General features: G+C 45.0%; 27 protein-coding genes and 2 riboswitches. Of the genes, 20 read left to right on the top strand and 7 right to left on the bottom strand.

The genetic code is table 11. From position 1 onward, the window contains the following. The first annotated feature begins 43 nt into the window (after positions 1 to 43). Both ctaG and L1028_RS12885 read left to right on the top strand, forming a co-directional pair. Entirely contained in the window at positions 44 to 964 is a 921-nt protein-coding gene (ctaG, locus tag L1028_RS12890) for a cytochrome c oxidase assembly factor CtaG (RefSeq protein WP_234534384.1), read from the top strand. Positions 965 to 990: 26 nt separating this feature from the next. Beyond that, entirely contained in the window at positions 991 to 1,455 is a 465-nt protein-coding gene (locus L1028_RS12885) for a DUF420 domain-containing protein (RefSeq protein WP_060626772.1), read from the top strand. Positions 1,456 to 1,884: 429 nt separating this feature from the next. On the opposite strand, the gene L1028_RS12880 is transcribed toward L1028_RS12885, so the two are convergent. Further along, a complete protein-coding gene (locus tag L1028_RS12880; protein WP_234534382.1) occupies positions 1,885 to 2,106 on the bottom strand; it encodes a hypothetical protein in 222 nt (73 codons plus the stop codon). 260 nt (positions 2,107 to 2,366) lie between these two features. Between L1028_RS12880 and L1028_RS12875 the strand changes: the two genes are divergently transcribed. Genes L1028_RS12875 through L1028_RS12855 form a run of 5 tightly spaced genes read left to right on the top strand, consistent with a single transcriptional unit; the run spans position 2,367 to position 6,689 of the window. Continuing rightward, positions 2,367 to 3,095 carry a hypothetical protein gene (locus L1028_RS12875; RefSeq protein WP_234534380.1) on the top strand — a complete coding sequence of 243 codons (729 nt, stop codon included), beginning with the start codon at positions 2,367 to 2,369 and terminating at the stop codon, positions 3,093 to 3,095. A 60-nt stretch (positions 3,096 to 3,155) separates the two neighbouring features. Further along, entirely contained in the window at positions 3,156 to 3,551 is a 396-nt protein-coding gene (locus L1028_RS12870) for a GntR family transcriptional regulator (RefSeq protein WP_234534379.1), read from the top strand. Positions 3,552 to 3,570: 19 nt separating this feature from the next. Continuing rightward, entirely contained in the window at positions 3,571 to 4,500 is a 930-nt protein-coding gene (locus L1028_RS12865) for an ATP-binding cassette domain-containing protein (protein ID WP_234534375.1), read from the top strand. Between the two features lie 4 nt (positions 4,501 to 4,504). Further along, positions 4,505 to 5,407: an ABC transporter ATP-binding protein gene (locus L1028_RS12860; protein ID WP_234534374.1), complete on the top strand. Its 903-nt coding sequence runs from the start codon at positions 4,505 to 4,507 to the stop codon at positions 5,405 to 5,407. Continuing rightward, positions 5,400 to 6,689 (top strand): ABC transporter permease, encoded by a 1,290-nt coding sequence (locus L1028_RS12855; protein WP_234534372.1) that lies wholly within the window; start codon positions 5,400 to 5,402, stop codon positions 6,687 to 6,689. The genes L1028_RS12860 and L1028_RS12855 overlap by 8 nt, the downstream gene beginning before the upstream one ends. A gap of 703 nt (positions 6,690 to 7,392) precedes the next feature. On the opposite strand, the gene L1028_RS12850 is transcribed toward L1028_RS12855, so the two are convergent. After that, positions 7,393 to 9,183: a flavocytochrome c gene (locus tag L1028_RS12850; RefSeq protein WP_234534369.1), complete on the bottom strand. Its 1,791-nt coding sequence runs from the start codon at positions 9,181 to 9,183 to the stop codon at positions 7,393 to 7,395. Positions 9,184 to 9,406: 223 nt separating this feature from the next. Between L1028_RS12850 and L1028_RS12845 the strand changes: the two genes are divergently transcribed. The 3 genes from L1028_RS12845 to L1028_RS31290 all read left to right on the top strand — a co-directional run bounded on the left by L1028_RS12845 (position 9,407) and on the right by L1028_RS31290 (position 12,026). Then, positions 9,407 to 11,041: a histidine kinase gene (locus L1028_RS12845; RefSeq protein ID WP_234534367.1), complete on the top strand. Its 1,635-nt coding sequence runs from the start codon at positions 9,407 to 9,409 to the stop codon at positions 11,039 to 11,041. Next, complete coding sequence (locus L1028_RS12840) at positions 11,010 to 11,798, top strand: response regulator transcription factor (protein WP_234534365.1); 789 nt, start codon at positions 11,010 to 11,012, stop codon at positions 11,796 to 11,798. The genes L1028_RS12845 and L1028_RS12840 overlap by 32 nt, the downstream gene beginning before the upstream one ends. Positions 11,799 to 11,897: 99 nt before the next feature. Beyond that, positions 11,898 to 12,026: a hypothetical protein gene (locus L1028_RS31290; RefSeq protein ID WP_279306861.1), complete on the top strand. Its 129-nt coding sequence runs from the start codon at positions 11,898 to 11,900 to the stop codon at positions 12,024 to 12,026. Between the two features lie 124 nt (positions 12,027 to 12,150). On the opposite strand, the gene L1028_RS12835 is transcribed toward L1028_RS31290, so the two are convergent. The 3 genes from L1028_RS12835 to L1028_RS12825 are packed head-to-tail and all read right to left on the bottom strand — an operon-like array spanning position 12,151 to position 13,681. Further along, positions 12,151 to 12,603, bottom strand: coding sequence for a hypothetical protein (locus L1028_RS12835; RefSeq protein WP_234534364.1), 453 nt, complete (start codon positions 12,601 to 12,603; stop codon positions 12,151 to 12,153). Positions 12,604 to 12,642: 39 nt separating this feature from the next. After that, positions 12,643 to 13,152 carry a hypothetical protein gene (locus tag L1028_RS12830; RefSeq protein ID WP_234534362.1) on the bottom strand — a complete coding sequence of 170 codons (510 nt, stop codon included), beginning with the start codon at positions 13,150 to 13,152 and terminating at the stop codon, positions 12,643 to 12,645. Positions 13,153 to 13,168: 16 nt separating this feature from the next. Next, positions 13,169 to 13,681: a hypothetical protein gene (locus L1028_RS12825; RefSeq protein ID WP_234534360.1), complete on the bottom strand. Its 513-nt coding sequence runs from the start codon at positions 13,679 to 13,681 to the stop codon at positions 13,169 to 13,171. Between the two features lie 110 nt (positions 13,682 to 13,791). Beyond that, a riboswitch (cyclic di-AMP (ydaO/yuaA leader) is annotated at positions 13,792 to 13,957 on the bottom strand. Between the two features lie 420 nt (positions 13,958 to 14,377). Further along, a riboswitch (cyclic di-AMP (ydaO/yuaA leader) is annotated at positions 14,378 to 14,567 on the top strand. Positions 14,568 to 14,757: 190 nt separating this feature from the next. Between L1028_RS12825 and L1028_RS12820 the strand changes: the two genes are divergently transcribed. From L1028_RS12820 to L1028_RS12800, 6 genes are all read left to right on the top strand, one after another. Continuing rightward, positions 14,758 to 15,174, top strand: a complete 417-nt coding sequence (locus L1028_RS12820; protein ID WP_234534359.1) for a hypothetical protein — start codon at positions 14,758 to 14,760, stop codon at positions 15,172 to 15,174. Between the two features lie 126 nt (positions 15,175 to 15,300). Further along, positions 15,301 to 15,378, top strand: coding sequence for a K(+)-transporting ATPase subunit F (gene kdpF / locus L1028_RS31665; protein WP_076116927.1), 78 nt, complete (start codon positions 15,301 to 15,303; stop codon positions 15,376 to 15,378). A gap of 12 nt (positions 15,379 to 15,390) precedes the next feature. After that, entirely contained in the window at positions 15,391 to 17,067 is a 1,677-nt protein-coding gene (gene kdpA / locus L1028_RS12815; RefSeq protein WP_234534357.1) for a potassium-transporting ATPase subunit KdpA, read from the top strand. Between the two features lie 16 nt (positions 17,068 to 17,083). Beyond that, positions 17,084 to 19,117 (top strand): potassium-transporting ATPase subunit KdpB, encoded by a 2,034-nt coding sequence (gene kdpB / locus L1028_RS12810; protein WP_234534355.1) that lies wholly within the window; start codon positions 17,084 to 17,086, stop codon positions 19,115 to 19,117. A gap of 55 nt (positions 19,118 to 19,172) precedes the next feature. Next, the gene (gene kdpC, locus L1028_RS12805) at positions 19,173 to 19,781 is read left to right on the top strand and encodes a potassium-transporting ATPase subunit KdpC (protein ID WP_234534433.1); all 609 of its coding nucleotides are present in this window, start codon (positions 19,173 to 19,175) and stop codon (positions 19,779 to 19,781) included. A gap of 90 nt (positions 19,782 to 19,871) precedes the next feature. Further along, positions 19,872 to 22,196: a histidine kinase gene (locus L1028_RS12800; RefSeq protein WP_234534353.1), complete on the top strand. Its 2,325-nt coding sequence runs from the start codon at positions 19,872 to 19,874 to the stop codon at positions 22,194 to 22,196. A gap of 202 nt (positions 22,197 to 22,398) precedes the next feature. Here L1028_RS12800 and L1028_RS12795 read toward each other — a convergent pair whose 3' ends face one another. Together L1028_RS12795 and ytxJ are read right to left on the bottom strand one after the other, a co-directional pair. Further along, a complete protein-coding gene (locus L1028_RS12795) occupies positions 22,399 to 22,638 on the bottom strand; it encodes a glutaredoxin family protein (protein WP_060626802.1) in 240 nt (79 codons plus the stop codon). Continuing rightward, on the bottom strand, positions 22,635 to 22,961 hold the full coding sequence (gene ytxJ / locus L1028_RS12790) for a bacillithiol system redox-active protein YtxJ (protein ID WP_234534351.1): 327 nt from the start codon (positions 22,959 to 22,961) through the stop codon (positions 22,635 to 22,637). Before ytxJ ends, L1028_RS12795 begins: the two co-directional genes overlap by 4 nt. A 324-nt stretch (positions 22,962 to 23,285) precedes the next feature. On the opposite strand from ytxJ, the gene L1028_RS12785 reads away from it, so the two are divergent. The 4 genes from L1028_RS12785 to L1028_RS12770 all read left to right on the top strand — a co-directional run bounded on the left by L1028_RS12785 (position 23,286) and on the right by L1028_RS12770 (position 25,597). Continuing rightward, the gene (locus L1028_RS12785) at positions 23,286 to 24,008 is read left to right on the top strand and encodes an SDR family NAD(P)-dependent oxidoreductase (protein WP_234534349.1); all 723 of its coding nucleotides are present in this window, start codon (positions 23,286 to 23,288) and stop codon (positions 24,006 to 24,008) included. A 42-nt stretch (positions 24,009 to 24,050) separates the two neighbouring features. Continuing rightward, positions 24,051 to 24,686, top strand: a complete 636-nt coding sequence (locus L1028_RS12780; RefSeq protein ID WP_234534346.1) for a ThuA domain-containing protein — start codon at positions 24,051 to 24,053, stop codon at positions 24,684 to 24,686. Positions 24,687 to 24,830: 144 nt separating this feature from the next. Next, complete coding sequence (locus L1028_RS12775) at positions 24,831 to 25,223, top strand: MerR family transcriptional regulator (RefSeq protein ID WP_234534343.1); 393 nt, start codon at positions 24,831 to 24,833, stop codon at positions 25,221 to 25,223. Positions 25,224 to 25,261: 38 nt separating this feature from the next. Beyond that, on the top strand, positions 25,262 to 25,597 hold the full coding sequence (locus tag L1028_RS12770; protein ID WP_234534341.1) for a thioredoxin family protein: 336 nt from the start codon (positions 25,262 to 25,264) through the stop codon (positions 25,595 to 25,597). Positions 25,598 to 25,761 lie beyond the last annotated feature (164 nt).

The following is a 25,761-nucleotide window of genomic DNA, read 5'->3' as shown; positions in this document are numbered from 1 at the left end:
CTTTTTGATGTTTCGATAGATCCTGCGTTAGGGGGTTAGGGTTATGCTAGGATTACAATATTTTAGCTTTGCAGAACTATGGAGCCCGCTTTTTTTGGCGGTTATGCTGCTGCTGACGGCGGGTTACTTCGTTTGGATTGGTCCGATTGCTGGACGTTATGCCGATTCAGTTCCGGTTCCGTTCTGGCGAAGAATACTATTTGTGTGCGGTATGCTTGCACTTTATCTGGCACAAGGGGGCCCCGTTAGTCTATTAGGGCATATGATGTTTTCCTTCCACATGGTCAGTATGGCCTTGTCATACCTAGTGGCGGTGCCGCTGATTATGTTGGGGATTCCAGATTTTATCTGGCGTAGTATATTGAAAGTAAATCCATTTCGGCGGCTGTCTTTTTTAGCTCGACCGGTGGTAGCTGCTCTAATGTTTAATGGATTATTTTCCTTGTACCATATTCCTGTTATCCATGATTATGTGATGCTGCATTTTACCGTTCACAGAATCTATTATATTGTTTTGTTCCTAACAGCTGCCTTAATGTGGTGGACATTGATCAATCCGCTACCGGAGCGACGAATGGCGAGTGGACTGGGCAAGATTGGGTTTATTTTTCTAAACATGGTATTGCTGACCCCGGCCTGTGGACTAATTATTTTTGCAGATCAACCGCTCTATGCCACTTACAGTGATCCAGAGACTTGGGCACTTGCCATGGGCTATTGCATTTCGGGTGATCCTTCTGCCTTACTTCAGAATTTTGGTGGTCCTGCGTTCTTTGAATTGATGTCACCAAAGGTAGATCAGCAAGTGGGAGGCATCGCGATGAAGTTCATTCAGGAATTTATTTTTGCCTCTATGCTTGCTTATGTGTTCTATCATTGGTATAAAAAAGAGAACGGACAAGAGGGCGATGAATTATCGACGCCATCCTCAACGCTTGAGGAGAGCACCTTGACCCGTGCATAACTGGTAGACTGCCAAGGGGGAGAATCATGGATATTTTCACACTGTTTCCAACCATTAGTACTTCATTCATCGCGCTCAGCGCAGTGCTCGTAGCTATTGGCTGGTGGCTCATCATTAAGGGCAAACGCGAAGCGCACAAGAAGACGATGATTGCTGCCGCTATCGCCGCGATCCTGTTTTTTATTGTTTACGTGTCCAGAACGTTGTTCGTGGGAAATACCTCATGGGGCGGTCCGGATGAACTGAAGACAATTTATCAAGTGTTTCTAATCTTTCATATCGTGCTGGCAACGGTAGCTGCGGTATTCGGACTTACTACGTTAACTCTTGGATTTAAGGCGAAGTACTCCAAGCACCGTAAGTGGGGCAGAGTGACTTCTATAATCTGGTTCATTACTGCGATTACTGGTGTTATGGTGTATGTGTTGCTTTATGTTCTGTATCCAGGTGGACACACCAAGCCGGTGTGGGAAGTTATTTTGGGCGCGTAAGATAGTTGCGTGAATAGAGCATGTGATTGGCGTGAGAAAAGAGCATGTATATATGCGTGAGATTAACATGTGATTTTATGTGAATAGTATTGAAATAAGCCTGTGCATCTGCTTGTTCCTAAATAGGGATGATAGATGACGGGCTTATTTTAGTTTATGGAGTTGGGGGAGTGCTGAAATCGTGAAATTGTACTGTGAAATCACTCGTGATCTGAATAGTACGTGATGTGAAGTATTCTATTTGCTTATTTGAGGGAAAACATCCCTGAAAAACGATAATTTTTGAGCCTTAAAACGAAAATCAGGGAATTTCTCCCTGTATTTTAACCGTTTTAGCTCTAAAACGTAGAAATGGTTTGATTTATAGGGAGGAATTCCCTAAAAACGATGATTTCAGGCTAAATCCAAGTGATTTGAGGGAGATTTTCCCTAATTGTTGATTCTACTAGCAGTTACACCCACCGAGCGATCAAATCCACTCAGCAATAGCGCACGCCGAGCCTTCGCATCCATTGAGTGGTCACTCCCACCGAGCAGACGCTCCCAACCCTCAGTCACTCCCACCGAGGAGCAACAGTCCCCGCACCCTACATCTACAACACATTGGCGAAGCAACAATAAGGCTGACCTCACTCCGCGTCCTTCAAACACCTACAACCTCTCCACACAAGCACTACTTAATCCTCTGATTAGTTAATCCTAATAATGATCAGCATCCCATGCGTGCCAAGCCTTCTCCAAAGGGGGAGAAGAGTGTGCCTCCTAATGACCTTGAATATTTTCCATTTACAGGATTGACAGTGGTAAATTAAGGACATATACTGTGTATATAGATATATACAGTAAGCACAGGGATATGAACACCTACTTCGGCAAGACGCTGAGGACATTGTAAAGCGAGGTTAGCATTAATGAGAACAATAAGGGATTCGTGGTTTATCATTCGCTCTGATTTTAGAGGAGACAAATTAAAAGTATTAGGAACGTTCGTGACTACGATTATTTTTGTGGGTTATCTGGCAGGAATGACTAGTTTGGTAACAAATGACGTACTAGCTGATCAAGATCGGACAATGATAGCGGATTTTTTATTCCTTTCTTTTATACCATTATTGGGATTTTCATTCTCCCGCCGTTCCATGAAATATTGGAGTGAGGACTCCTACACCAGAATGTTGGCTTACTTGCGATCCTTACCGATTCCTATCACTGTGGTTTTAACTCGGAGAAAGTTTCAGGCGATAGGCTCCTTTGCGCTAAATGGTACGTTGTTCTTCGGTATTGTCTACTTGCTCGGTGAGAATTTCCGAAAAGAGCTGGCGTTACCCTCGTTTATTGCTTTTGCTATAACTTGGATCGGCGTAGGACTTATTGTTTCTGGACTATACATTTTCATTGAATATCTATTTAGCGGTAAAGCATATCTAGCGCTTACAGTACTAATCGTAGTGGTATCTTGGGGAATATCGTTCCTAGTTTTGTTAGGGGGAGGCAACTTGTTCTTGTATAGCATCTCCATTTCCAAGGAGTGGGGGCTGTTATCTCCGATCATGTGGGGGTCACTTCTGCTGGGGACAATATCTGTGCAGTTATTCTCTAAATGGACTATACATCGACTGAAGAGTCGTAATCTCGTATGAAAAATCGGAATGGCAAGGACTGCGCTCTAGCACGCTAGAGTGGAAGGCGAGGTGTAAATAATGTGGATACCGGTACAAATCAACGAAAATAGTGCAGAGCCCCTCTATCATCAAATAGAGACTCAGCTTAGATCATTAATCATTAGCGGAGTCATTACAGAAGGTACGCTACTGCCCTCGATTCGTGAGTTCGCAGGAGACCTGAAATGCAGTGTGATTACAGTGCGGCGCGTATATCAGGATCTGGAGAACGAAGGTTTGCTGCGAACGAGACAAGGAACAGGTACCTTTGTATCCCACGTAGGCGACGGAGCAATGGAAGAATACAAACGAGGCACGGTAGGCAAAGCACTTGAAAGTGCTGTGGATATCGGCCGATCGATACATTGCAGCAAGGATGAACTTGAGCAGATTTTTATGGAGATTGTAGAACGCAAGTATAGAGAAAAGGAATGAAAGGGGGGCGCATACTTATATGGTACAGATGGCTATAGAATTGCGGAATGTACTTAAACAGCGGCGAAACAAGACGATAGGACCGCTGACCATTAATCTGCCTAAAGGATATATTACAGCCTTGGTAGGTCAGAATGGATCTGGCAAAAGCACGCTGCTGAATCTACTGATGCAGCTGACCAATCCAGAGGAAGGCGAGATATATTGGTTTGAGAACAGGTATGATAGCGGGTTGCCTCTGGAGCTGCGGCAGACCGTTGCCTATGTTCCTGAGACATCGATTACTGAGGAGAACCACTGGAATGCAGAAGAGGCAGCTCAATTTCGACAGCATTGGTATCCGAACTGGGATGAGTCGTATTTTCAGGATCTAATGGATCGCTTTGAGGTTCCATATCATATGAGGCTTTCTAAGATGTCTAAGGGTGAACGTCGGAAATTCGAAATTGCCGCAGCGCTTGCATCACGCCCAAGTCTGCTGCTATTGGATGAACCTTCATCAGGTCTTGATCCCTTTGCCTGGAAGATTATGATCGAGACGCTTCTTAAATATATGGATGAGAACAACGCTACGATCATCATCTCCACACACATTGTGGAAGAGGTGCGGCGGTTGGCCGATTACATCGTGCTTATGCATAGAGGTGAACTGCTGGGTATGGCCGAGAAAGACAGTTTATTCGGTACTTGGACTGAGGTGTGGGTACAGGTTGCAGATGAAGAGGAGCTTGCTGAGTTATCAGAGGAATTACCTGGAGCTATACACTTTACCATGGATACACCGGGTGTAGCTTCTTTTATCATAGAACAATTTTCTAAGAACGAGAAACGCATTCAGGACTTGGGCGTAAAGGTTATCAAGAGTCGCAGTTTAGAATTGGATGAAATATTGAGTTTATGGACACAGGGACACCGTCCTATCCTGATTGATCACAAGAGAGGGGACTAGAGAAATGGAAGCCTTAAAGCTGGAAAGTGTAATGAAGCAATATGGAGAAAAAACCGCTGTAAACGGAATTAATCTAACGGTAGGCAAGGGGGAAATTTACGGATTACTGGGGGCAAATGGTGCAGGAAAAACAACCACAATGCGCATGGTGCTTGGCCTGATTTACCCTGATGGTGGGAATATTTTGTATAATGGAAAGCCGTATAACAGCGAACTTCAGCAAATCATGGGCTATCTTCCCGAAGAAAGAGGATTATATCCAAAGATAAAGGTAAGCGATCAAATCGTTTACTTGGCACGTCTGCGCGGGATGTCAGCTAGTGATGCAGATAAGAGCCTTCGCTATTGGCTTGATCGGTTTGAGGTTCCGGATTATTACAATAAGAAGATCGAAGAGCTCTCCAAAGGGAATCAGCAGAAAATGGGCTTTATCGCTGCAGTCGTTCATAAGCCGCAAATTCTCATCCTTGATGAAGCCTTCAGTGGTTTGGACCCTGTTAACGTGGAACTACTGAAAGATACGGTAAAAGAATTGCGTGAGCAAGGAACGAGTATCCTATTCTCTACTCACCGCATGGAGCATGTTGAAGAACTTTGCCGCAATATTACGATTTTGGATCGTTCCAATACTGTCGTGCAGGGCGATATTCGTACGATTAAGAGTGGGTATCCTCGTGAACAAGTATTGTTGCGTACGGATAACGAAGTGACCGGTCTAGAATCAATCACAGGTGTAACAGCAGTACAGCGACAGGAGCGAGGTTATCTGTTGTCGATCAGTGAGATCGGCGCAGCACAACGTATTCTACAGCAGGCTATGGCGCAGGGTGAAGTGGAGCATTTTGAAATTAAGGAACCGACGTTAAATCAAATCTTTATCAGAGCGGTGGGTGAATCTCATGAATAAGATGGGGACAATTATTGGCTTTACCTTTAAAAATAAAGTAAGAACGAAATCATTCATGATTACTACGTTAATTCTAGTGTTGCTGCTCAGCATTGGGATGAATCTTCCGTACATCATCGATCAGTTTAAGGGTGATTCTACAACAAACGCAGAGACTCAAATTGCTGTGATTGCGGAAGATGGAAATCAGGCTGCAGAATTGTTGAAGGCATATACTTCACCTGAAGGAATGCCGCAGGCAAAAGTTGTGCAATATACTTCTGCCGATGATGCGGAGCTAAAGAAAGCTTTAGATGAAGGGACTGTAGAAGGGTATGTTACTTTTGCAGAACCGACTGGTGCAGGACTTCCACCCGTTACTTATCATAGTGAAAATGGTGAATTGAAGGGCGATGTACAAATCTATCTCCAAAATGCCCTTCAGCAGGCCAACACCCAGTTCGTCGTTGGCGACAAGCTGACGCAGGAGCAGATTGCTGCTATGTCAACACCGGTGCAGATAGCAACTCAGCAGCTAAACCCTGACGGGACTGCGGGAGATAAAGATGCGTCGCAGGAATCCACTCCAGCTATTAATTACGTCATTGTGTACGCCATGCTTATGCTGTTCTTCATGTCTATCATGATGACCGGTAATATGATCGCAGCTGAGATTACTTCGGAGAAGAGCTCACGGATCATGGAGATTCTGATTACAAGTGCGTCGCCTTTAGCGCAAATGTTCGGTAAAGTTATCGGTGTCTTCTTGGTAGGATTATTACAAATTGGCGTCATTGTCGCAGCGGTTGTCGTCAATCTCAAGCTTCCGCATAATGCAACGATTTTGAAAGATTTAGACCTGGATTTAGGCCAGCTTAATATTAACTTATTGCTTTATGGGATTGTTCTTTATATACTAGGTTATTTCCTCTATGCCTTGATGTATGCAGCTGTAGGTTCGATTGTCAGCCGTACAGAGGATCTTGGCCAAGCGGTTATGCCAATTATGATGTTAGGCTTCGTAGCATTCTATGTTCCACTATTCAGTATCTCCAATCCGGATACTCTACTGGTTAAGGTAGCGAGTTATGTGCCGTTCACCTCTCCATTGACCATGCTGCTCCGAATTGGTGTTGGTGAAGTAGCGATCTGGCAAGTTATTGTGTCATTAGCCATCCTGCTTGTTACCACGTTCATCTTTGGATGGTTGGCTGCCAAGATCTATCGCACGGGCGTATTGATGTACGGTAAACGCCCTAGTATTAAAGAGATCAGAAAAGCGATGAAGGCTTACAAGATCTAAGTGGCTTCATATCTGTGGGTAATACGTGATGTTGTCACACGCAGGACGTACTAATGTCATAGAGAATCTGAAGATTTGTCATAGAAACTACAACGATAATTCAGAGAAACGTTGATAAATCAAGGTATGTGGTTGTTTATTGCTTTGGATTTCAAGTATTCGGAAAGTGTCTTTTCATAAGATTGAAAATCCTAACGGTTGAATATGGAATAGCACTTTCCGAATCAGAAATTTGGGGGAGTTATGTACAAAATTGGAGAAAACGTTAGGTTCTTAAGAAGACGGATAGGGTTCACCCAAATTGATTTTTCCATAAAAGGGATCTGAGGATGATCAATCGTCGAAGTTACATTGAAAGACAGAAGAAATAATGAGTGTTTTAGCCCTTCCAATCACAGGATTGCTGTCAGAAGGGTTTGGATTACGTAACGCTTACTTCCCCATTCATATTCATATTCATTACTATTTAATAGTCAGTCTACTAATAGCTATTATTTTGTCTTTAATCATGATATATTTTAATGTTTTTTTCATGACGATGACACGAATACATAAATAAACCGCCCTGTTCGCAATGTTGCTGACAGGGCGGTTTGCTATGTTATAGAGGCAGCTTGAAAGTTAGCAGTCAACTGCACTCAACAAACTATCTTGCACGGTTTTAAGGCTAACTTATTAATAGAACAGTTACACAAAAATAAGATTACTCTGCTACAACTTGTTTGCCTGCAATCCGGCCGAATGTGAAGATATCAGCGATGGCATTACCGCCAAGACGGTTTGCACCATGAATGACCCCTGTTACTTCACCTGCAGCGAACAGCCCAGGGATGACTTCGCCTTTTTCATTCAATACGCGAGTCTTCTCGTCGATCACCAAGCCGCCCATTGTATGGTGAACGGATGGTACAGCTTTTTCGATGTAGTAAGGGCCTTTTTCAAGAGATTTCAATCCACCGCGATGTTTGAAATCAAGGTCTTTACCTGTTTTCGCATAATCATTTACTTTATTAATCGTTTCTTTCAAAGTGTTCACGTCAATTTTGAAGAAATCAGCCGCCTCTTCAATCGTATCGGCTTTAAAGAGCAAGCCTTGTTTAACGAGTTGATCGTATTCGTCTTGATGAACTTCGATCGTTTTACCGATATCCGCAATGCCTTGATTCCATAATTGATACGTATATCCGCCCGTTTGGGCAAGAATTGCTTTAGAAATAACGTCACGACGTTCTAATTCCTCAACGAAGCGCTTGCCTTCTTGGTTAATCAGGATCGCACCATCGAAGCGGGAGTCTGCAACTAGGGAAATAACACCTGTCTCAGGATTACAGATTGGATACGTTTGAATATTCTCCATGTTTGTCAGCTTGGCGCCAATCGTTTCTGCCATAACGATACCGTCACCTGTAGATCCTGGTGTATCGGTAGACATATATTTTTCATCCATTTTAGGGTTATACTTTTTACGCATCTCTACATTGGATCCAAAACCACCGGTAGCGATGATGACGCCTTTGTTCGCATGGAATGTGATCTTGTCGCCAGTACCCGAAGTCGCAGTTACACCTGTTATTTTGCCGCTTTCGTCCTTCAGCAAGGTTTCGGCTTTCATATTCGTTTTGATCGTGATTTGATCAGCGTCTGTTTTGGCTTTTAACTTAGTAATCAATTCAACACCTGTATGACCTACAGGAATCAACGCACGTTTTCTGGAATGGCCTCCAAATTGGAACAGATGATCAGGTAAGAACTCTACCTTGATATCATCGCGCAGCCATTCGGCAGATGTTAGAGCATTGTCGGCAAGAATACGAACCATCTTTGGATCCCCGAGGTTGTCTCCGCCTTTCATCGTATCATTATAGAATAATTCAGCCGTGTCATCTGTGATACCAAGAGCACGTTCAACCCAGTTGTCAGGCGCATTCATCTCACCACCTGAGATCAATGTGTTGCCGCCAACAGCTGGCATTTTCTCGAGCAGAACTACATTAGCTCCAGCGCTCTTCGCTTCGATAGCCGCACTAAAGCCAGCACCCCCGGCACCGATGACGACAACATCATAGGTTTGCTCGGCTTCTTCTTTGTCTTTGCTTCCACTGACTGCAGCGCCAGCGACAAGGGTAAGTCCAGACTTCGTAATGGCATCTTGAATGGCTTCGAGATATCCTTTGCTTGTAACCGTAGATCCGCTAATGGCATCAACTTTTGCGCTGTTAGTTGCCATGACATCTTGCTTGAGCTGCGTATAAACAGGTTCTGCAAGTACTTCATTTTCCTTATGTTCTGTTACTTTAATGTCAGTGATCTTGTTATCTAATAAGGAAACTTGTACTTTAATATCGCCATGTTTACCTTGCCCAACTCCTTCAAAGACTTGAACTCCGTTTGCATCTGCAGCGGGTGCTGCATCTTTACCGCCGCAGGCAGCAAGCGTGAACATAAGACTGAGGACCAATAGAATAGATAACAGCTTTTTCGTGTGAGTTCGCATAATATCTCCTTCATTCTGTTGTGAATTGGTTACATACACTAGGGAGAGAAAGATTTGCTAGCAAATCCTTTATCTCTAGCCTAGACATGAATGGTGTTTCATGTGAAAATATGCACAAGACCTATTATAGATTTAGTACAGTATTATGTATTTGCACAGATTAGCGTTTTTTTGTCTTTTTCGGGCATGTAAGAAACGGATATTGTGAAAGGCTATGATTACAATGAAATCAATTCACTTAAAAATAACGTTAATCGCAGGAGGCTGCTTCTTGCTGCTGTTCATTGCATTGCTTGTAACGATATATTTGGAGATGAACCATACGGTTGTCCCTTTGAATAAGAACTTAACGCAGCAAGTGGTTACTGCACGCAGCGACCAGATCGATTATTGGTTTAATCAGCGCATCGGTGAGATAGACATGCTTGCTTCTCTAGCTTCGGACCATCAGTGGACACGAGATGAATTGCTGCAAGAGATCGATAAGTTCGAGGCGAAGAAGCAAGTAGAGTACGAATCCATACGCGTGGTGGATATTCACGGAAATTCCTGGTCAGCAAGAGACAAGCCTTTTTCGATACTAAACCGACCCTACTATCGAAAACTATTGAAGTCAGATTCCAATTATGTGGTGAGCAATCCGATCGTATCCAAAGCGAATGCAGCCGAAATCGTCGTCATTCTCTATCGCGTGAATCCATCGGTGAATGATGAGGTAGCTTATATTGCCGCAGCCGTCTCCGTCAAGAAGATGAAGGAAATTGCTCAAGATGTAATGCTATATGACCAGTCAGGCCAGCTTATCATCGATTGTAGAGAGCTGGGTGAAGGAGCTGGAGCAGAGGATGCAGCAGATAAGAAGAAAATGAGTGTATTTGAGGCTCCAATTCAAAATGTGGAAGGCTGGAAGCTCGTACTCGAAGTACCGAATTCAAGTCTATCGCTAGCGGTAATCAAAACCCAGCGGACTGCATTGCTGGTAGGCGTTCTTATCGGTAGTGTGTTTTTCGTCTTGCTGCTGCTGCTCGCTTCTTCCATTATTCGTCCAATTCAGTCGCTTCGCCAGGTAATGGAAACTGTGCAGAGCGGTAACCAAACCATACGAGCAGATGTTACGCGCTCGGATGAGATCGGCGATCTTGGGCGAAGCTTCAATGACATGCTTGTTCAATTGTACGCTGTGGAACAGGACCGAAAGGAGATGGAACTCAGACTGATTCATGAGCAGATCAAGCCGCACTTTTTATACAACACATTGGATACGATCCAGTGGATGGCAACGGAACATGGAGCAGACAATGTGGTGGAGATGGTGGAAGCGCTTAGCGCTTATTTCCGATTAGGGCTTGGCACAGGCAGTCCCTACATTCTGCTTGATCAGGAGTTGTACCATGTCGAGAGTTATCTTCATATTCAAGGCGTGCGATATGAGGAGATTCTGGACTACGAGCTTCGATATGATGAAAAGCTTGCTCAGTGCCAAGTCGTTCGCTTCATGCTGCAGCCGTTGGTGGAAAATGCGATTTATCACGGGATTAAGCCACTTGGGGATCAAAAGCGCAAAATTTCGATTACAGCATATAAACAGGTCGATTATTTGGTCATTAAGGTTGAAAATAATGGGGTTATGATTCCTGAAGAGAAGCTTGAACAGATGAATCAAGCCCTTCTTGATGATAAATATGATCGTTCTGCGACAGGCTTTGGGCTATACAGTGTAAACCATCGCATTCGACTAGCTTACGGGGTGCCATATGGCCTTGCAGTGAAGAGCGAAGATGGCATTACCGTTATGGTCATTCGCATACCTTTGGAAGGGGAGAGGAATGAAGATGTGGAAGATTGTCATCGTGGATGATGAAACGATCATTCGCAAAGGCTTGCGACAATACATTGAGGAGAGTCCGTATCTTTTTGAGGTTGCAGGAGAAGCGAAAAGTGCAAATGAAGCATTGAATATGGTGGAGGAAGCCCCACCACATGTATGTCTTGTGGACATCAACATGCCGAATATGAATGGGCTCGATCTGATGAATATATTGCGCGAACGCTGCCCGTCGGTTCTGGTTGTCATCATCAGCGGCTACGATAACTTTGAATATGCGCGTCAAGCCGTGCAACTGCAAGCATTCGATTATGTATTGAAACCTGTGCCGAAGAGTGATCTGAACAAGCTGCTTCATCGGATCGATGAGCATCTTCAGGCAAAATATCCTTTGCATTCACATGAAAGCAGGATGGATAAGGAGCGGGAGCTTCCCGGGTTTACAGGGGATGGAACAGTGCTTATCCAAAAAGTGACCGAGTATATTGACAGTCATTATCAGGATCCGGAGCTGTCTATTGCTCGAGTAGCAGCGCTATTTCATATCAATCAAACCTATCTTAGCAAGCGTATGAAGCAAGAAATCGGTGCTTCATTCCTTGACTATGTCACCGAGCTTCGGATATCGAAGGCGAAGGAGATTCTGGATGACGTAATGCCGAATATCAAGATCGGGGATCTGGCCGTGAAGGTAGGGTATAAGAGCCAATACTATTTTAGTCGTGTGTTCAAAAATAGAGTCGGCTCAAGCCCCTTAGAGTACAAGAAGCATCCGTTCGGTTATGGATAGGAGGGCCATTCTCATCCTGTTGTATAAACTTACCTTATAATAAGATTGAAGCCCTCTGCAGCACGCCATGGATGCTATGCTCGGAGCTGCCTTCTATCAATGAGGTTGGACGGAATCTATTTGCCGCTTGCCAAGCTGCTGCTGATGATGGCCGTTTTCTTCGGCGTGGGTATCAATTTAGTAGTGATTTCAGTTCTGGTTGTAGGAGAGAGGATGACTTTGCAGTAACTCATTTGCCCGAGTGCAGAAAGTACTTCGGTTGCGCTAGGTCAAATCGCATGGAGCTAAAAGGAGATCACAGCGGCGATGATTACGACATTATAGCAGCAAACTGGCTTTTTCCTTTAGGAGATTATACAACGGATAGATTACCACTAGGCAGCAAATCCTCTTGAGCTGTCAGTTGCTCCCGCACATGCCTAAGCTGCGCTTTTAGCACAGGAACACTCTTTTGCAGGATGATGCTTATTTGAGGTAAAGATAGCTTTAGGCCATACCACATCGTTTTTACAAGCTGCTCCTCCCAAGGCAATGCCTTGGCAGACAGGAGAGACCGGCGTGCGTAATAATCGGCGCATTGTCGGATACAAGAGCGGTAAGCTTCTATAGAGAATAGCTGGCTGTCGAAGCTTTTTTGACGGAATATTTTATGAAGCTCTTTAAAAGTGCGGATAGTTACCTTCTCGGCTTCTGTTGATTGTTGTAACAACATGGAACTGAGCTTATAGATATCATTCGTATACTTTTGAACACACTCTGCAAATATAGTTCTTCGGGGTGATCCGGCAGGTAAGGGGTCAGGCATGATAAACACGATCCTTTCAGAATGAGTTATGGGATAAACCTATAATATTGAAAAGTAAGAAATGGATTTGTTGATAAGCTCGGCAGTATCAGGTTCCGGATAGCTATGTTTTTGAAGTGCAACACTGGATGGTTTATAATATAGCCGCCCTCCCCTGGAATCTCTCCCACCGGCGACAGCTCTGTACAGGCGACCTTGCTCAATATGACCTGCTAAGGATTTACCCTGCAGCTTGGCTTTTAAATCCTGTAAAGCACCTTGCACTAGCTCAAACTGAGTCTGATCCCATTCTGAACCATGGGTACGCACTTTATCTATTGCTTCCTCAAGCCGGCAATGGTAAATCATTCTGAGAAAAGAACTCCATTTAATAAGGTCGAAAGTTTTGGTATTGGCAGAGATAAGACATGCCCCCCAGCTGCTGCCTCCTCTACAGGTAAGTTTCAGGATGCCATAACGGCTGCCTTGATCAGCCTCCATTCCATAGTGAATAGGCTCAGGTGAATCAAAGACGAATACTTCTATGCGAGATAGTCTTCGCTGGTCCATGACAGGGTTCTCCTCCTTAGGTTTCCAAAAGCTTAAGGTCTACATGGTGAATGACGTTAGCCTTCTCTATACAGGCGAGCATTTCAGCTTCATTCTCACAGACTGCGGCATGCTCCAGCCATAGTCGGAATTTCTGTTTGCGTATAACGGATAAATGTAAGGGAAAGGTGTTGCGGGATCTCATCACGTACCAACCGACAGCAACATCTTTCCAAGGTTCCTTAAAAGCGGTGAGCCACGGAAAACGTTGGTGTGCAGACCAATCCTGCAACTGCTGCTTTTCTCGGATATTTTTATATATTTCGTATATTATTCTTCGGTCCATACAGTGTTCACAGGTAGATGGGCTGCCGAAATGGCGCAGTGATTCAATCTGGTTCTGACCAAATGCGTAGCCGACAATCGTTCTGTGATGATCCTCTTCGAACCATAACGCTCCAAAGCAAACATAATTTAGACTTATCGGCTCAAGCAGCCCTTGCTGAGCTCCCCAATAATAGTGCTTCATTCCTTTCACCCCGTCCAGCATGCTATCACCCTATAGATTCAGGTAACGCAAAAACCGCAGCAAGAGGAGGACCTCTGCTGCGGTTTTGGAATACAGGTATACACACCTGTACCAAAGCGTGGCGGATCAAGGGTCTCTCTCTTTACGCTTACGAGGTTAGCTGTCGGATTCGGACGGTGAGAGTCGCCCTACCTATGTGAGACTTGAACAGTCTCCTTCGGATTCACCCCAAGTAGGCCATGTGGCCTGATGGTTCCCCCGTTCCCTGCAAATGCAGGAACTCAGCGTTGAATGTATTTCGTGAAATAGATTCAACCCGAATCATACTCTTTTCAAGGTGTTTCTGTAAAAACAGAAAGTGTTCTTTTGAGCGCAATTTAAACCATATCCTGCCGACTACGACGAAAAAGGGAACTAAATAGGTATTTATTGCGAGTTATCGAGCCTCTTCCTCGCTTAATCTCAGTTTCTCATTTTCTTACCTATAAAGGCGATTTTTGGAGATCTCTCCAAATGTGGTGAATAAAATCACATAGAATGACCGCTTTTCGCTAATTGAATCAAATTCGAGTAAACAGGAGATATAGAGAGATTGGATATCAAGTAAGCGCTATCCGATGCGAAAATAGTTTTTAATTTGCATTATTTTGGCATCAATCAGGTTTTACAATACTTCCTGCATAAGGGTATGATTACTCCTGTTTCAACAACAATCGAATATTTGATCCGCTTAATTTCCGATAAGGAAAGCGGGGGAACCAACAATCGGCAGACGATGTGAGAGTCGGAAGCCGGTTATGGGGTGAATCCTGTAGAGGGTGCGAGTGAGCTCGCATCCACACAGGTAGGGCGACTCTCACCGCCCGAATCCGACAGCTAACCTCGTAAGCGTATGGAGAGAGGATGAGTGCAATGTGACCGCTAGCGAGCCACAGAGGAGATCCTTTGTGGCTTTTTGCTGTGCTTTTTATTAGCAAAGCATATATGGAGACCCTCACGGAGAGGTCGTTAAATTCATCATTAGCGGTAGCTTTTCTTAAATGATCAGGGTGAACACTTTCTGATCTTACAAGTAAAGCATTTGAGGAGAATAAGAGATGACGGATCAGAATGAATATGTGCTTGTATGTGCGCCAACGAAGGCAGGAGAACATTTCATTAAACTACTGAAATTCAGAGGTATTAAGATGGCGGGATTGACCAACAATGTGGCTGAGAAAACCTTACTCGAGGAGATGGGTGTTGAGCAGGTCATTCTAGTAGATACCCGCCATCAGAACACTTGGTTTCGCCCACCGTTCCCGGTAGGCAGGGTATATCTATTCGAGAGCAGCTTTACGTTATGCTGCCGCTACATTCAAATGTGCCGCACCTGGACGACACAGCCGATTTTTGTAATCACAAGCTCAATAAATCCTAGATTGGTCTATAAAAGACTTGGCGCGAGTTATGTAATCTATTCCCACAGTGGTGATGCGGATTTTCTAGTAGATAAATCACCTCAACAAGGATAAAAGAAGGAGTGCGGGAGATATGATGGATCTGTATATGGTGGCTTCATTAGCTGTAATTTACGGGTTGTTTTATGGATTTATGCGCTGGTGCGCAGGTGTAGTTGAGGATACAGGGAGGGATAAGCTGTGATTCTAGTAATCGCTGTTACCCTACTGCTGTTTCTATATCTAGTTTACGCATTGATTCATCCGGAGAAATTTTAAGGAGGGGCATTCATGGGCATTTTGCAAATAGTTGCTGTAATCGTAATTCTTATCTTGCTGGTTAAGCCGATGGGCACGTATTTATATCATGTATTTTCTAATGAACCGAACCGTACGGATCGATGGTTTGGAGGCATGGAAAAAGGAATTTATAAGCTGATCGGCCTGAAAAAACGTGACGGAATGTCATGGAAGAAGTATGCGCTCAGCTTTGTGTTAACAAATATCGTATTGGTTACTTTCAGTTATATTGTTCTTAGATTGCAGCGGGGATTGCCGTTAAACCCAAATGGAATTACGGATATGGAACAGACGCTTTCATTCAATACAGTGATCAGCTTTATGACCAATACGAACCTGCAGCATTATAGCGGGGAGACGGGGCTTTCGTATTTTTCACAAATGGCTGTCATCACGATGATGATGTTCACATCTGCAGCGAGCGGATTTTCTGTTGCGGTTGCCTTTGTCAGAGGAATCACGGGACGGAAATCAGTCGGGAACTTCTTCGAGGATTTCGTCAAAGCACATATTCGTGTGTTCATTCCCCTAGCTTTGTTAGTTTCATTGGTGCTGGTAGGACTGCATGTGCCACAAACGCTCAAGCCATCACTTGAAGTCACTACACTAGAGGGCCAAACACAACAAATTGCTATCGGTCCAGTAGCTTCTTTGGAATCGATCAAACATCTGGGCACGAATGGTGGCGGCTTCTTCGGGGCCAATTCATCCCATCCTTTTGAGAACCCTAATCCACTTACGAACGTTCTGGAGATTCTTTCTATGTGGATGCTGCCAGCTTCGCTCCCTTATATGTACGGATTGTTTGCCAAGAACAAACGTCAGGGCTGGGTAATTTTTACCGCAATGATGACCTTGTTTGTTCTGCTATTAAGCCTAAACTTCTATGCTGAATCAAAGGGTAATCCGGCGATCAATGCACTAGGAATCGAATCTTCACAAGGTAGCATGGAAGGTAAAGAGGTACGCTTCGGCATACCGCAGTCTTCCTTGTTTACTTCGGTAACAACCGCAGCTACGACAGGTAGTGTTAACAATATGCATGATACGCTGACACCGCTGGGGGGGATTACGCCTCTAGCGCTGATGATGCTCAATAATGTCTTCGGTGGGAAAGGTGTCGGACTAATTAATATGCTGATGTATGCCATCATGGGGGTCTTCCTATGTGGATTGATGGTTGGTAGAACACCGGAGTTTCTCGGAAGGAAGATAGAGGCCAAGGAGATGAAGCTGATTGCCATTGCGATCCTTGTTCATCCTTTCATTATCCTTGTGCCAACCGCAGCTGCGTTCCTGACCGATTTGGGCCAAGGGGCAATTACGAACACTGGATTCCATGGGCTCAGCCAAGTGTTATATGAATATGTCTCTTCTGCTGCGAACAATGGCTCAGGATTTGAAGGACTTGCGGACAACACAACCTTCTGGAATGTTACAACCGGGATTGTTATGCTGCTAGGTCGTTATGTCTCTATGATCGCAATGCTGGCGGTAGCAGGTTCTTTGCTTCAGAAGAAGCCGGTTCCTGAGACGATTGGTACATTCCGCACAGACAATGGACTGTTTACGGGAATTCTGATTGGTACAGTAGTGATTATCGGTGCGCTGACGTTCCTGCCGGTCATTGTACTCGGACCCATTGCAGAATATCTAACCTTACGGTAGGAAGAGGGAGAATAAGATGAGTACTGTAAAAAGAAAAAAGCTGCTGACGGGACCCATACTCCTTAGCGCTGTAAAGGATAGTTTTATAAAACTTAACCCAGTAACGCTAATCAAAAATCCAGTCATGTTCGTGGTAGAGGTCGGTACGATCATTGTCCTCCTCATGGTGCTGGCTCCTGGATATTTTAATGCAGAGCAATCGATAGGCTTCAATATCACCGTGTTGTTCATTCTGCTATTTACAGTGCTGTTTGCGAACTTCGCTGAGGCACTGGCGGAAGGCCGCGGAAAAGCTCAGGCCGATTCACTCAAGAAAACGAAACAAGATATTACTGCCAACAAACTGGTTGGAGGGTCGGTAAAAACCGTATCTTCCTCCGAGTTGCGTAAAGGGGATATCGTCATCGTCAGTCAGGGAGAACTTATCCCTGGTGACGGGGAAGTGATTGAAGGGCTGGCTTCCGTAGATGAATCAGCGATTACAGGTGAATCTGCACCTGTAATCAAGGAAGCTGGCGGGGACTTTGGCTCCGTTACAGGCGGTACACGGGTCGTCAGTGATGAGATTAAAGTCAGTATTACTAGTGATCCTGGTGAATCGTTTCTAGATCGGATGATTTCCCTCGTTGAAGGGGCGAAACGTCAGAAGACACCGAATGAAATTGCGCTAAATACGCTTTTGATCAGTCTGACGCTGATTTTCTTGATTGTAGTAGTGACCTTACGGCCGATTGCAACATATTTAGGTGTTGATCTTGATATTCCGGTCATGATCGCCTTGCTGGTCTGTCTGATCCCGACAACCATCGGGGGACTGCTCTCCGCAATCGGGATAGCGGGTATGGACCGGGTGACACAATTTAATGTACTGGCAATGTCGGGGAAGGCGGTCGAGGCTGCTGGTGACATCAACACGATGATCCTAGATAAGACCGGTACGATTACCTTTGGGAACCGGATGGCTAGTGAATTTGTACCTGTCGGAAATGAAACGGAAGCTGAGCTTACGACATGGGCGGCCATTAGTTCCCTAAAGGATGAGACGCCTGAGGGACGTTCTGTGATTGAGCTGGCTAAGAAGCTGGAACGCAGCTATGACAGTAAGCTTGCTGAAGGTGGCCAATTCGTAGAATTTAAGGCCGAAACTCGGATGAGTGGTATTGATCTGCAAGATGGACGCTGCGTACGCAAAGGTGCGGTAGACTCCGTGAAGAAATGGGTACAGTCGAAAGGCGGTGTCATTCCCGCGAACCTCGACAGTAGTTCTGATGCTATCGCTCGGATGGGGGGAACCCCGTTAGCGGTTGCGGTAGACAATCGGATCTATGGACTTATTTACTTGAAGGATACAGTTAAGCCAGGCATGAAAGAGCGGTTTGATGAGCTGCGGAAAATGGGGATCAAGACCATCATGTGTACAGGTGACAATCCGCTGACCGCAGCTACAATTGCTCGCGAAGCGGGGGTAGATGATTTCATCGCTGAAAGTACACCTGAGGATAAAATAGCAGTCATTCGCCGCGAACAGAACGAGGGCAAGCTGGTTGCCATGACAGGGGATGGTACTAATGATGCCCCTGCCCTTGCCCAAGCTGATGTGGGCTTAGCCATGAACAGCGGTACTACAGCTGCTAAAGAAGCAGCGAACATGGTCGATTTGGACTCCGACCCTTCGAAGATTATTGAGGTCGTTGCGATTGGTAAACAGCTGCTGATGACGAGAGGCGCGTTGACAACTTTTAGTATTGCGAATGATATCGCGAAGTATTTCGCCATTATTCCAGCGATGTTCATGCTCGCCATTCCAGAAATGGAAGCCCTGAATGTAATGGGACTAGGCTCGCCAAGCTCGGCTATAATATCCGCATTAATATTTAATGCGATTATTATTCCGCTGCTCATCCCACTGGCTATGAAGGGTGTCTCTTATAAAGCTATGAGTTCTACGAAGCTGCTCGGACGTAATATTTTTATCTATGGGTTAGGCGGAGTGGTAGTTCCTTTTGCGGGCATCAAGCTCATTGATATGATCGTAAGTATATGGATTTAATGACGTGTTGATTAATTATTGAAAGGGTGAGAGCATCGTGAATAACGGAAACGCCATGGAGGACACTGAAGAGCAGTTATCATCATCGAAAGGTGCTTATTTCTTCATTATTGTACGACTAAGTCTAGTATTTATTGTTCTCTGCGGAGTGATCTATCCTCTGACGACTACAGCACTTGCCCAAGTTCTGATGCCGTCGCAAGCGAACGGTAGCTTACTTAAGAATGATGCTGGAGTAGTTGTAGGCTCGGAACTCATCGGGCAGAACTTTACGAATCCAGCTTTATTTCATGGTCGTGTGTCTAGTATTGAGTATAAAGCAGAAGCTTCAGGTTCCAATAACTACGCTCCATCCAATCCGGATATGCTTCAGCGGACAAAGGATTTCATTACGCAGTGGCAGCTCGATAACCCGGATGTGTCTGTGAACAAATTGCCAGTCGATTTGGTGACCAACTCGGGTTCGGGGCTTGATCCGCATATCACACCTGGTTCGGCTATCGTGCAGATTCCTCGGATTAGCAAATTAACGGGTATTTCTGCGTCTCAGCTGGAAGAGCTCGTGAATAAGCATACCGAGGGTCGTGATTTGGGGCTGTTCGGTGAAGAACGGGTAAATGTGTTGAAGCTGAACATGGATCTTCTGAAACTATCGAACAAATAAATATTGCAAATGTCCCTGCCAGATCTCTAAAATCGGGCAGGGATATCTTGCTTTCTAGTGCATGATCGGGGTTATTAAGGAGTGGTCTTGATGGGAACATACCGGAGGAAGACGCCGGAGGAGCTGCTGCTCTCTATCTATGAGCTGCATCGGGGACGTCTGAAGATCTATATCGGGCCGGTTAGTGGGTCGGGCAAAACGTATCAGATGCTGCGTGAGGGCCAAGCGCTAAAAGCGCAGGGAATCGATGTTGTGATCTGTGCGGTTTCGACGAATCAGAGTCCGGAAACTAAAGATCAGCTGGGCGATTTGGAACGGATTCCAAGTATTCATTGGTTTCAGAAGGATATCGAGAAGAAGGACCTTGATGTGGAAGCTATTGTGGCACGTAATCCTGAAGTTGTGCTAACCGATGGCTTGGCCCACCAGAATTGCGAGGGTGCGGAGAGGTCTGGAAGGCTGGACGATATCAAATTTTTATTGAGCAATGGGATTAGTGTCATCACAACTGTAAATGTATACGAACTAGAAGGTGCTGCGGATCTGGCACGGAAATGGACCGGGATTGAGGTAGAGTATTCTCTTCCTGCTGAGGTGCTTACCCTTGCCGATGATATCGTTCTAATTGATGTGACTCCAGAAAAGATACTTCAGCGCTTGTCCGATGGACATTTAGGGAAGCGCCAGCAGAGATCGCTTTTTAACAAAGGTAATTTAAGCAAACTGCGGGAGCTGGCACTTCGGATGGTCGCTGAGGATGTTAATGATTCATTGGAGAAACACCGGGAAGAACAAGGGTTGCAGGGAGCTTCGGGGATCGCAGAAAAGGTGTTGGTGTCCGCACAGTATTATTGGAATGGCTCGATCCATATCCGACGTGGACAGCAGATTGCCAAGCGGTTAAATGGGGATCTTTCAGTAGTGACATTCTGGAAGCAGGGTCTCACCCTTTCTAAGGAAGCAGCTACCTTTAAGCGTTCCCTCTGGAAGCTGACCGAGAAGATTGGTGCCTCTATGGAGGAGATCACCTTTCGCTCGAAGCGGGAGATCCCACGTCTGTTGGTAAAATACGCGATCGAACACAATATTACCCGAATCGTTATGGGACACTCCAAGCAGAACGCTTGGCAGGAATTATGGAAAGGCTCAATCGCTAATTCGTTACTGAAGCAAATCAGAGGTGTGGATGTGTTCTTCGTGGCGGATCGCGCAGATCGTGAAGGAGAACGTGTACTTCCAACTCGGCAGAGTCGCAATGAACAGAAAGCGGATGCCTATCACAGGTTAAGCAGTCAGGAAGTAAAGGATAAAATCGATGCGATTCGCGGAGGAACCTTTAAGGTATACATTGGGGCAGCTCCCGGTGTGGGCAAGACTTACAAGATGCTGCGTGAAGGGAACGATCTCTTGAAGAGAGGGATCGATGTCGTGATTGGGCTTCTGGAGACACATGGCCGCAAAGAAACCCTTGAACAAATCGGCGATTTGGAGATCCTTCCACGTTTACGTATGGAGTACCGCGGGACTGTCCTTGAGGAAATGGATACGGCAGCTATTATTAAGCGCAATCCTGAAGTCGTACTAGTGGATGAACTCGCTCATACCAATATGCCAGGCAGCAAACATAAGAAGCGTTACATGGATGTTATGGAGCTGCTGGATGCGGGAATATCTGTGATCTCAACCGTGAACGTTCAGCATTTAGAAAGTCTGAATGATGCGGTAGAGCAAATTACAGGAGTTAGAGTAAGAGAGACTTTTCCAGACAGTATCCTGCAGCGAGCGAACGAGGTAGAGCTTATTGATGTATCCCCTAAGACGCTTCAAGAGCGGATGAAGGACGGAAAAATCTATGCCATGGCCAAGGTGGATCAGGCGCTGGGAGCTTTTTTCAAAATCGGGAATTTGATCGCCCTCCGGGAGTTGGCGCTGCGGGAAATTGCTGACGATGTAGATGAGCGGTTAGAAGCTTGGGAGCGTGTCGGTTCGCTACGGGGGCCTTGGAGGCGTCAGGAAGTCATTTATGTATGTATCACCTTGGGGGATCATGCGGAGCGCTTAATTCGGCGTGGTTTTCGGATTGCATATCGTCTAAAAGCTTGCTGGTATGTTACGTATGTGCAGGAACTTAAACAGAATGGACCCGTTTATGATAAACGTATAAATGATTTAAAGGAATTGACGGAACGACTGGGTGGAACGTTTAAAATGATTCCTAACGTACTCCCGGCACGAGTGGCGTCCTTACTGCTTGAGAGATCTCAAGCCTTGCAGAGCACTCAGATTATTATCGGTCAATCACAGCGCTCATGGCTGCGAAAAAGTCTTCGCGGCGATGTTACCAAGCAGATTCTGCGTTCTGCCAGAAACGTGGATGTGCTGGTCGTAGCAGATCTCATACGTGAGGAAGCATAGACAATGATTAACAAGTAGAAACGCCTTCGGCGGTCCCTAAAGGACGGTAAGCGTTTATGCGAGAAATATAAGGATAATGTATAGCGTGAAAATTATAGATTCTTATATTTTGAAAGAAGGTATCCACAAGCCGGTTGGCTATGAGGATACCCTTTTTTACAGCTATGAATTACATCATGTGCTGAATAGTTTAATGGCTGAATTATTGGGCAGCTTCGATGAGTGCTTGGAGCGCAGGAAGATTAAATCCCTTGATCGCTTGATCCCCTGCTACGGTGACCGGAACGCCCATGAATCCAAGCTTCTCAACTTCCTCTTGATAGACTGTGCTGGTCATAACATCTCTTACTTCAAAAGGGACACCCTGCTCCGTAAGATAATTTTTAACCAAATTACAGTCACTGCACCCTGCGGTTGAATAGACAATCACTGGCTCACTCATTGGTTCACAGCCTCTTTGATAGCATCTCTTGTGATCTTCCAGTGGGAAGTATTCCAGCGAACCTCATTGTCCTCAAGCAGGAAGAGTTGTGGAGATTCATGTTTGATGCCAAAATCCTCAGCAATCTGATTGGAAACGGAACGATCCTCGATGACTAAGACCACTGCTGCGGCAGTATCCGCATCCTTCAGATAAGCCTGAAACTCTTCATTAGCTTTAGCACTAATCGGGCAGGTGGTGCTGTGTTTGAACAGCAGCTTCTTGCCAGGCTTAGCTACATATTGCTCAAAATCCTCCAGCGTATGGAGTTGTTGAATAGACATAGATATCACCCTCCTGGGATCGTTATTTTGAAATATAAGAGAGTATAAGCTTCACGTTATACATTATCCTTATATTTCTCGCATAAACGCTTACCGTCCTAAAAGGACGCCGAAGGCGTTATTGCTTGCTAACAATTGTGTTATTAACAACCTGTAATCATGATTGTAACATATATCAAAATTAAAACAAAAAGGATTCTGAAAGGCTTGCACAAGAGGTGCTATACCTGGATCCAGTCGCGTTGAAAAAAAGAGTATCGCATGCTAAGGTGAAAAGAAGCAACATGCCTAACCATATCGCTACGAGATAGGAGTGTCAGAAGAATGAAGAGAGTTGCATGTGTAACTGGCGCTGATCGGGGGCTCGGACTGTCGCTTGTACGTTCGTTGTTGGCCAAACAGTTCTCAGTATTTGCAGGACAGTTTTTGAAAGAATCAGAAGATTTGAAAGCGCTTAAAGAGCAATATCCTGAACAGTTGGAGCTCATCCCCCTGGATATCAGCAATAAAGATAGTGTAAAGCAGGCTGCACGAGTAATATCCAGTAAAACTGGATATGTCGATATTATTATTAATAATGCAGGTATTATTCGTTCTGCTGATAATGCTACTGTGCTGGTGGAGCTGGATGATGAAGGCATGGCAGAAATATACAATGTAAATACACTTGGCGCGTTAAGAGTCAGCAATGCACTTATGGGACTGTTACTACAAAGTGAGGATAAATTAATCGTCAATATTTCATCGGAGGCAGGCAGTATTGCCCGAAATAGGCGTATCAACATGTATGGCTATTGTATGTCGAAGGCAGCACTGAATATGCAGTCCTCCTTGATGCATAATCATATGAAAACGCTTGGCGGTCAAGTGATGGTGTTCCATCCTGGCTGGCTGCAGACTTATATGCAAGGTAAGAAGGATGAGCAAGCGGAAATGACTCCTGAACAGTCTGCGGAGCAGATTATCGGCCTTGTTCTGGATTATAAAAAATTTCTAGGTGAGGAACCCGCCTATCTGGATACGGATGGCAGCTCTTGGCCTTGGTAGACGAATAACTCAAAATAGGATAAGAAGAAAGGCGCTGATAACATGTCAACACTAAAAGCACTCGCACTCGGAAGCTACTCGGAGGTTAAATATCACCCCTTTGCTGGCGTGGACCGGGAGATCGAGCAAATACTTGCTAATGACCTACAGGTTTTCTCTTCAGAGGATTATGGACTGCTTAATAAAGAAGCGTTGTCTGACTACAAGCTGGTAATCTCCTACACCGAATTTTCTGATGACAAAATCCCGGTGGAACAAAGCAGTGCTTTGCTCTCCTATGTGGCTGGCGGGGGTGGATTACTACTAGTACATAACGGAATCTCCCTACAGCGCAATCAGGAGCTTGGTGTTATGCTGGGCGCACATTTCACCCATCATCCAGAATACACTTCGCTGCAGATGTCCATACCCGCACGAGAGCATCCCATTATGCAGGGAATTGAAGAATTTGTGATTGAGGATGAGCCGTATTATTTTGAGATGCATCCTTATTTCGAAACGACGGTACTTGCAGAATATCCTCATGAGGGAGCTATGCACCAAGCGGCTTGGTGTCACGAATTCGGCTTGGGTCGGGTTGTTTATTTAATGCCAGGGCACCATTTAGCTTCATTCTCAGTAAAGCCATTCCGAGAAATGATTCGTAGAGGTGGGCTTTGGGCAGCAGGATTATTGTAGAATATAGGTGGATATACTTGTTGTAAGATTATAAATGAGTCCAACTGTGGGATAACTATGGTTGGATTTTTTTGTTGACTCTTACATTGATGTCAGGGTTTATACTGGTGTAGAACAATTCTCATGAACCCCGGGGAGAATGCTATGAAAATAGGTGAGCTTGCTAAACTGACGGGCGTTAGCGTCCGTTCAATTCGTTATTATGAGAGTCAGGGATTAATTTCGCCGATCCGTCAGGCCAACGGATATCGGGAGTACTCTCCGCTCGCTGTGGAGACGGTAGAAACGATAAAATTATATTTGAACCTGGGTCTGTCCACAGAGCAGATCGCGGGCTTTCTACATTGTGTCTTGAAGAACAAAGAAGCTTTCTGCGCAGAAGTGATGCCACTATACCGTAGCAAGCTTGAAGATATTGAACGTCAACTTGTAGAACTGAATCAGATCAAACGCAATTTGGAAGAAAGAATGGCCTCTATCTTGCAAGAGCAGAACGAGAGTAGCTTAGAGGCATGTACACTGGAGAATTTGGAGTAGGTACTGCTGGAGTTGAAAACTTTGAGGAGGAATGACAAATGTCTATTACAAATGCAGATAGCGCTGATTGGGTACGAGCAGAAATTCGCGGTGGTGGAACGGTATTAGTAGATTACGGTGCACCATGGTGTCCCCCTTGCAAGGTGCTGCTGCCTCTTTTGGAAGATCTTCATCAGGAATATGGAGATGATGTTTCTATTGTAAAGGTGAATTGTGACGAAATGCCGGATCTGGCTGGGGAAGCTGGTGTTATGGGGATGCCTACAGTCATTGTATATAAAGATGGGCAGCCAATGGAAAAGTTGGTTGGCTTACGTCCGAAAGCAGCCTACCAAGGGATATTGAATAAGGTTATTCAAACGATTGGAATTTAGTTGTATTTTGATGCTATATTGATCTCTCAAGCTGAGAAGGCATTAAGAAAGCCTCATCCGGATATTTTCCTGCGTGCGCTCGATAGGCTAGACGTGAGCCCTAGGAGAGCGTCTATATTGTTGATCATCTGTTGAACGATGTAGACGCCGCGGTTAGCCGTGAC

This window comes from Paenibacillus pseudetheri, assembly GCF_924513355.1.
Taxonomy (GTDB): Bacteria; Bacillota; Bacilli; order Paenibacillales; family Paenibacillaceae; genus Paenibacillus_AQ; species Paenibacillus_AQ pseudetheri.
The sequence above is the reverse complement of the archived record's forward strand: the minus strand, read 5'-3'. Positions and strand labels throughout refer to the sequence as shown.

Bases quoted from the DNA above. Each gene is read 5' to 3' on its own strand.
- ctaG (WP_234534384.1), top strand. From the start codon at position 44: ATGCTAGGATTACAATATTTTAGCTTTGCAGAACTATGGAGCCCGCTT.
- L1028_RS12885 (WP_060626772.1), top strand. From the start codon at position 991: ATGGATATTTTCACACTGTTTCCAACCATTAGTACTTCATTCATCGCG.
- L1028_RS12875 (WP_234534380.1), top strand. From the start codon at position 2,367: ATGAGAACAATAAGGGATTCGTGGTTTATCATTCGCTCTGATTTTAGA.
- L1028_RS12870 (WP_234534379.1), top strand. From the start codon at position 3,156: ATGTGGATACCGGTACAAATCAACGAAAATAGTGCAGAGCCCCTCTAT.
- L1028_RS12865 (WP_234534375.1), top strand. From the start codon at position 3,571: ATGGTACAGATGGCTATAGAATTGCGGAATGTACTTAAACAGCGGCGA.
- L1028_RS12860 (WP_234534374.1), top strand. From the start codon at position 4,505: ATGGAAGCCTTAAAGCTGGAAAGTGTAATGAAGCAATATGGAGAAAAA.
- L1028_RS12855 (WP_234534372.1), top strand. From the start codon at position 5,400: ATGAATAAGATGGGGACAATTATTGGCTTTACCTTTAAAAATAAAGTA.
- L1028_RS12850 (WP_234534369.1), bottom strand. From the start codon at position 9,183: ATGCGAACTCACACGAAAAAGCTGTTATCTATTCTATTGGTCCTCAGT.
- L1028_RS12845 (WP_234534367.1), top strand. From the start codon at position 9,407: ATGAAATCAATTCACTTAAAAATAACGTTAATCGCAGGAGGCTGCTTC.
- L1028_RS12840 (WP_234534365.1), top strand. From the start codon at position 11,010: ATGAAGATGTGGAAGATTGTCATCGTGGATGATGAAACGATCATTCGC.
- L1028_RS31290 (WP_279306861.1), top strand. From the start codon at position 11,898: ATGAGGTTGGACGGAATCTATTTGCCGCTTGCCAAGCTGCTGCTGATG.
- L1028_RS12835 (WP_234534364.1), bottom strand. From the start codon at position 12,603: ATGCCTGACCCCTTACCTGCCGGATCACCCCGAAGAACTATATTTGCA.
- L1028_RS12830 (WP_234534362.1), bottom strand. From the start codon at position 13,152: ATGGACCAGCGAAGACTATCTCGCATAGAAGTATTCGTCTTTGATTCA.
- L1028_RS12825 (WP_234534360.1), bottom strand. From the start codon at position 13,681: ATGCTGGACGGGGTGAAAGGAATGAAGCACTATTATTGGGGAGCTCAG.
- L1028_RS12820 (WP_234534359.1), top strand. From the start codon at position 14,758: ATGACGGATCAGAATGAATATGTGCTTGTATGTGCGCCAACGAAGGCA.
- kdpA (WP_234534357.1), top strand. From the start codon at position 15,391: ATGGGCATTTTGCAAATAGTTGCTGTAATCGTAATTCTTATCTTGCTG.
- kdpB (WP_234534355.1), top strand. From the start codon at position 17,084: ATGAGTACTGTAAAAAGAAAAAAGCTGCTGACGGGACCCATACTCCTT.
- kdpC (WP_234534433.1), top strand. From the start codon at position 19,173: ATGGAGGACACTGAAGAGCAGTTATCATCATCGAAAGGTGCTTATTTC.
- L1028_RS12800 (WP_234534353.1), top strand. From the start codon at position 19,872: ATGGGAACATACCGGAGGAAGACGCCGGAGGAGCTGCTGCTCTCTATC.
- L1028_RS12795 (WP_060626802.1), bottom strand. From the start codon at position 22,638: ATGAGTGAGCCAGTGATTGTCTATTCAACCGCAGGGTGCAGTGACTGT.
- ytxJ (WP_234534351.1), bottom strand. From the start codon at position 22,961: ATGTCTATTCAACAACTCCATACGCTGGAGGATTTTGAGCAATATGTA.
- L1028_RS12785 (WP_234534349.1), top strand. From the start codon at position 23,286: ATGAAGAGAGTTGCATGTGTAACTGGCGCTGATCGGGGGCTCGGACTG.
- L1028_RS12780 (WP_234534346.1), top strand. From the start codon at position 24,051: ATGTCAACACTAAAAGCACTCGCACTCGGAAGCTACTCGGAGGTTAAA.
- L1028_RS12775 (WP_234534343.1), top strand. From the start codon at position 24,831: ATGAAAATAGGTGAGCTTGCTAAACTGACGGGCGTTAGCGTCCGTTCA.
- L1028_RS12770 (WP_234534341.1), top strand. From the start codon at position 25,262: ATGTCTATTACAAATGCAGATAGCGCTGATTGGGTACGAGCAGAAATT.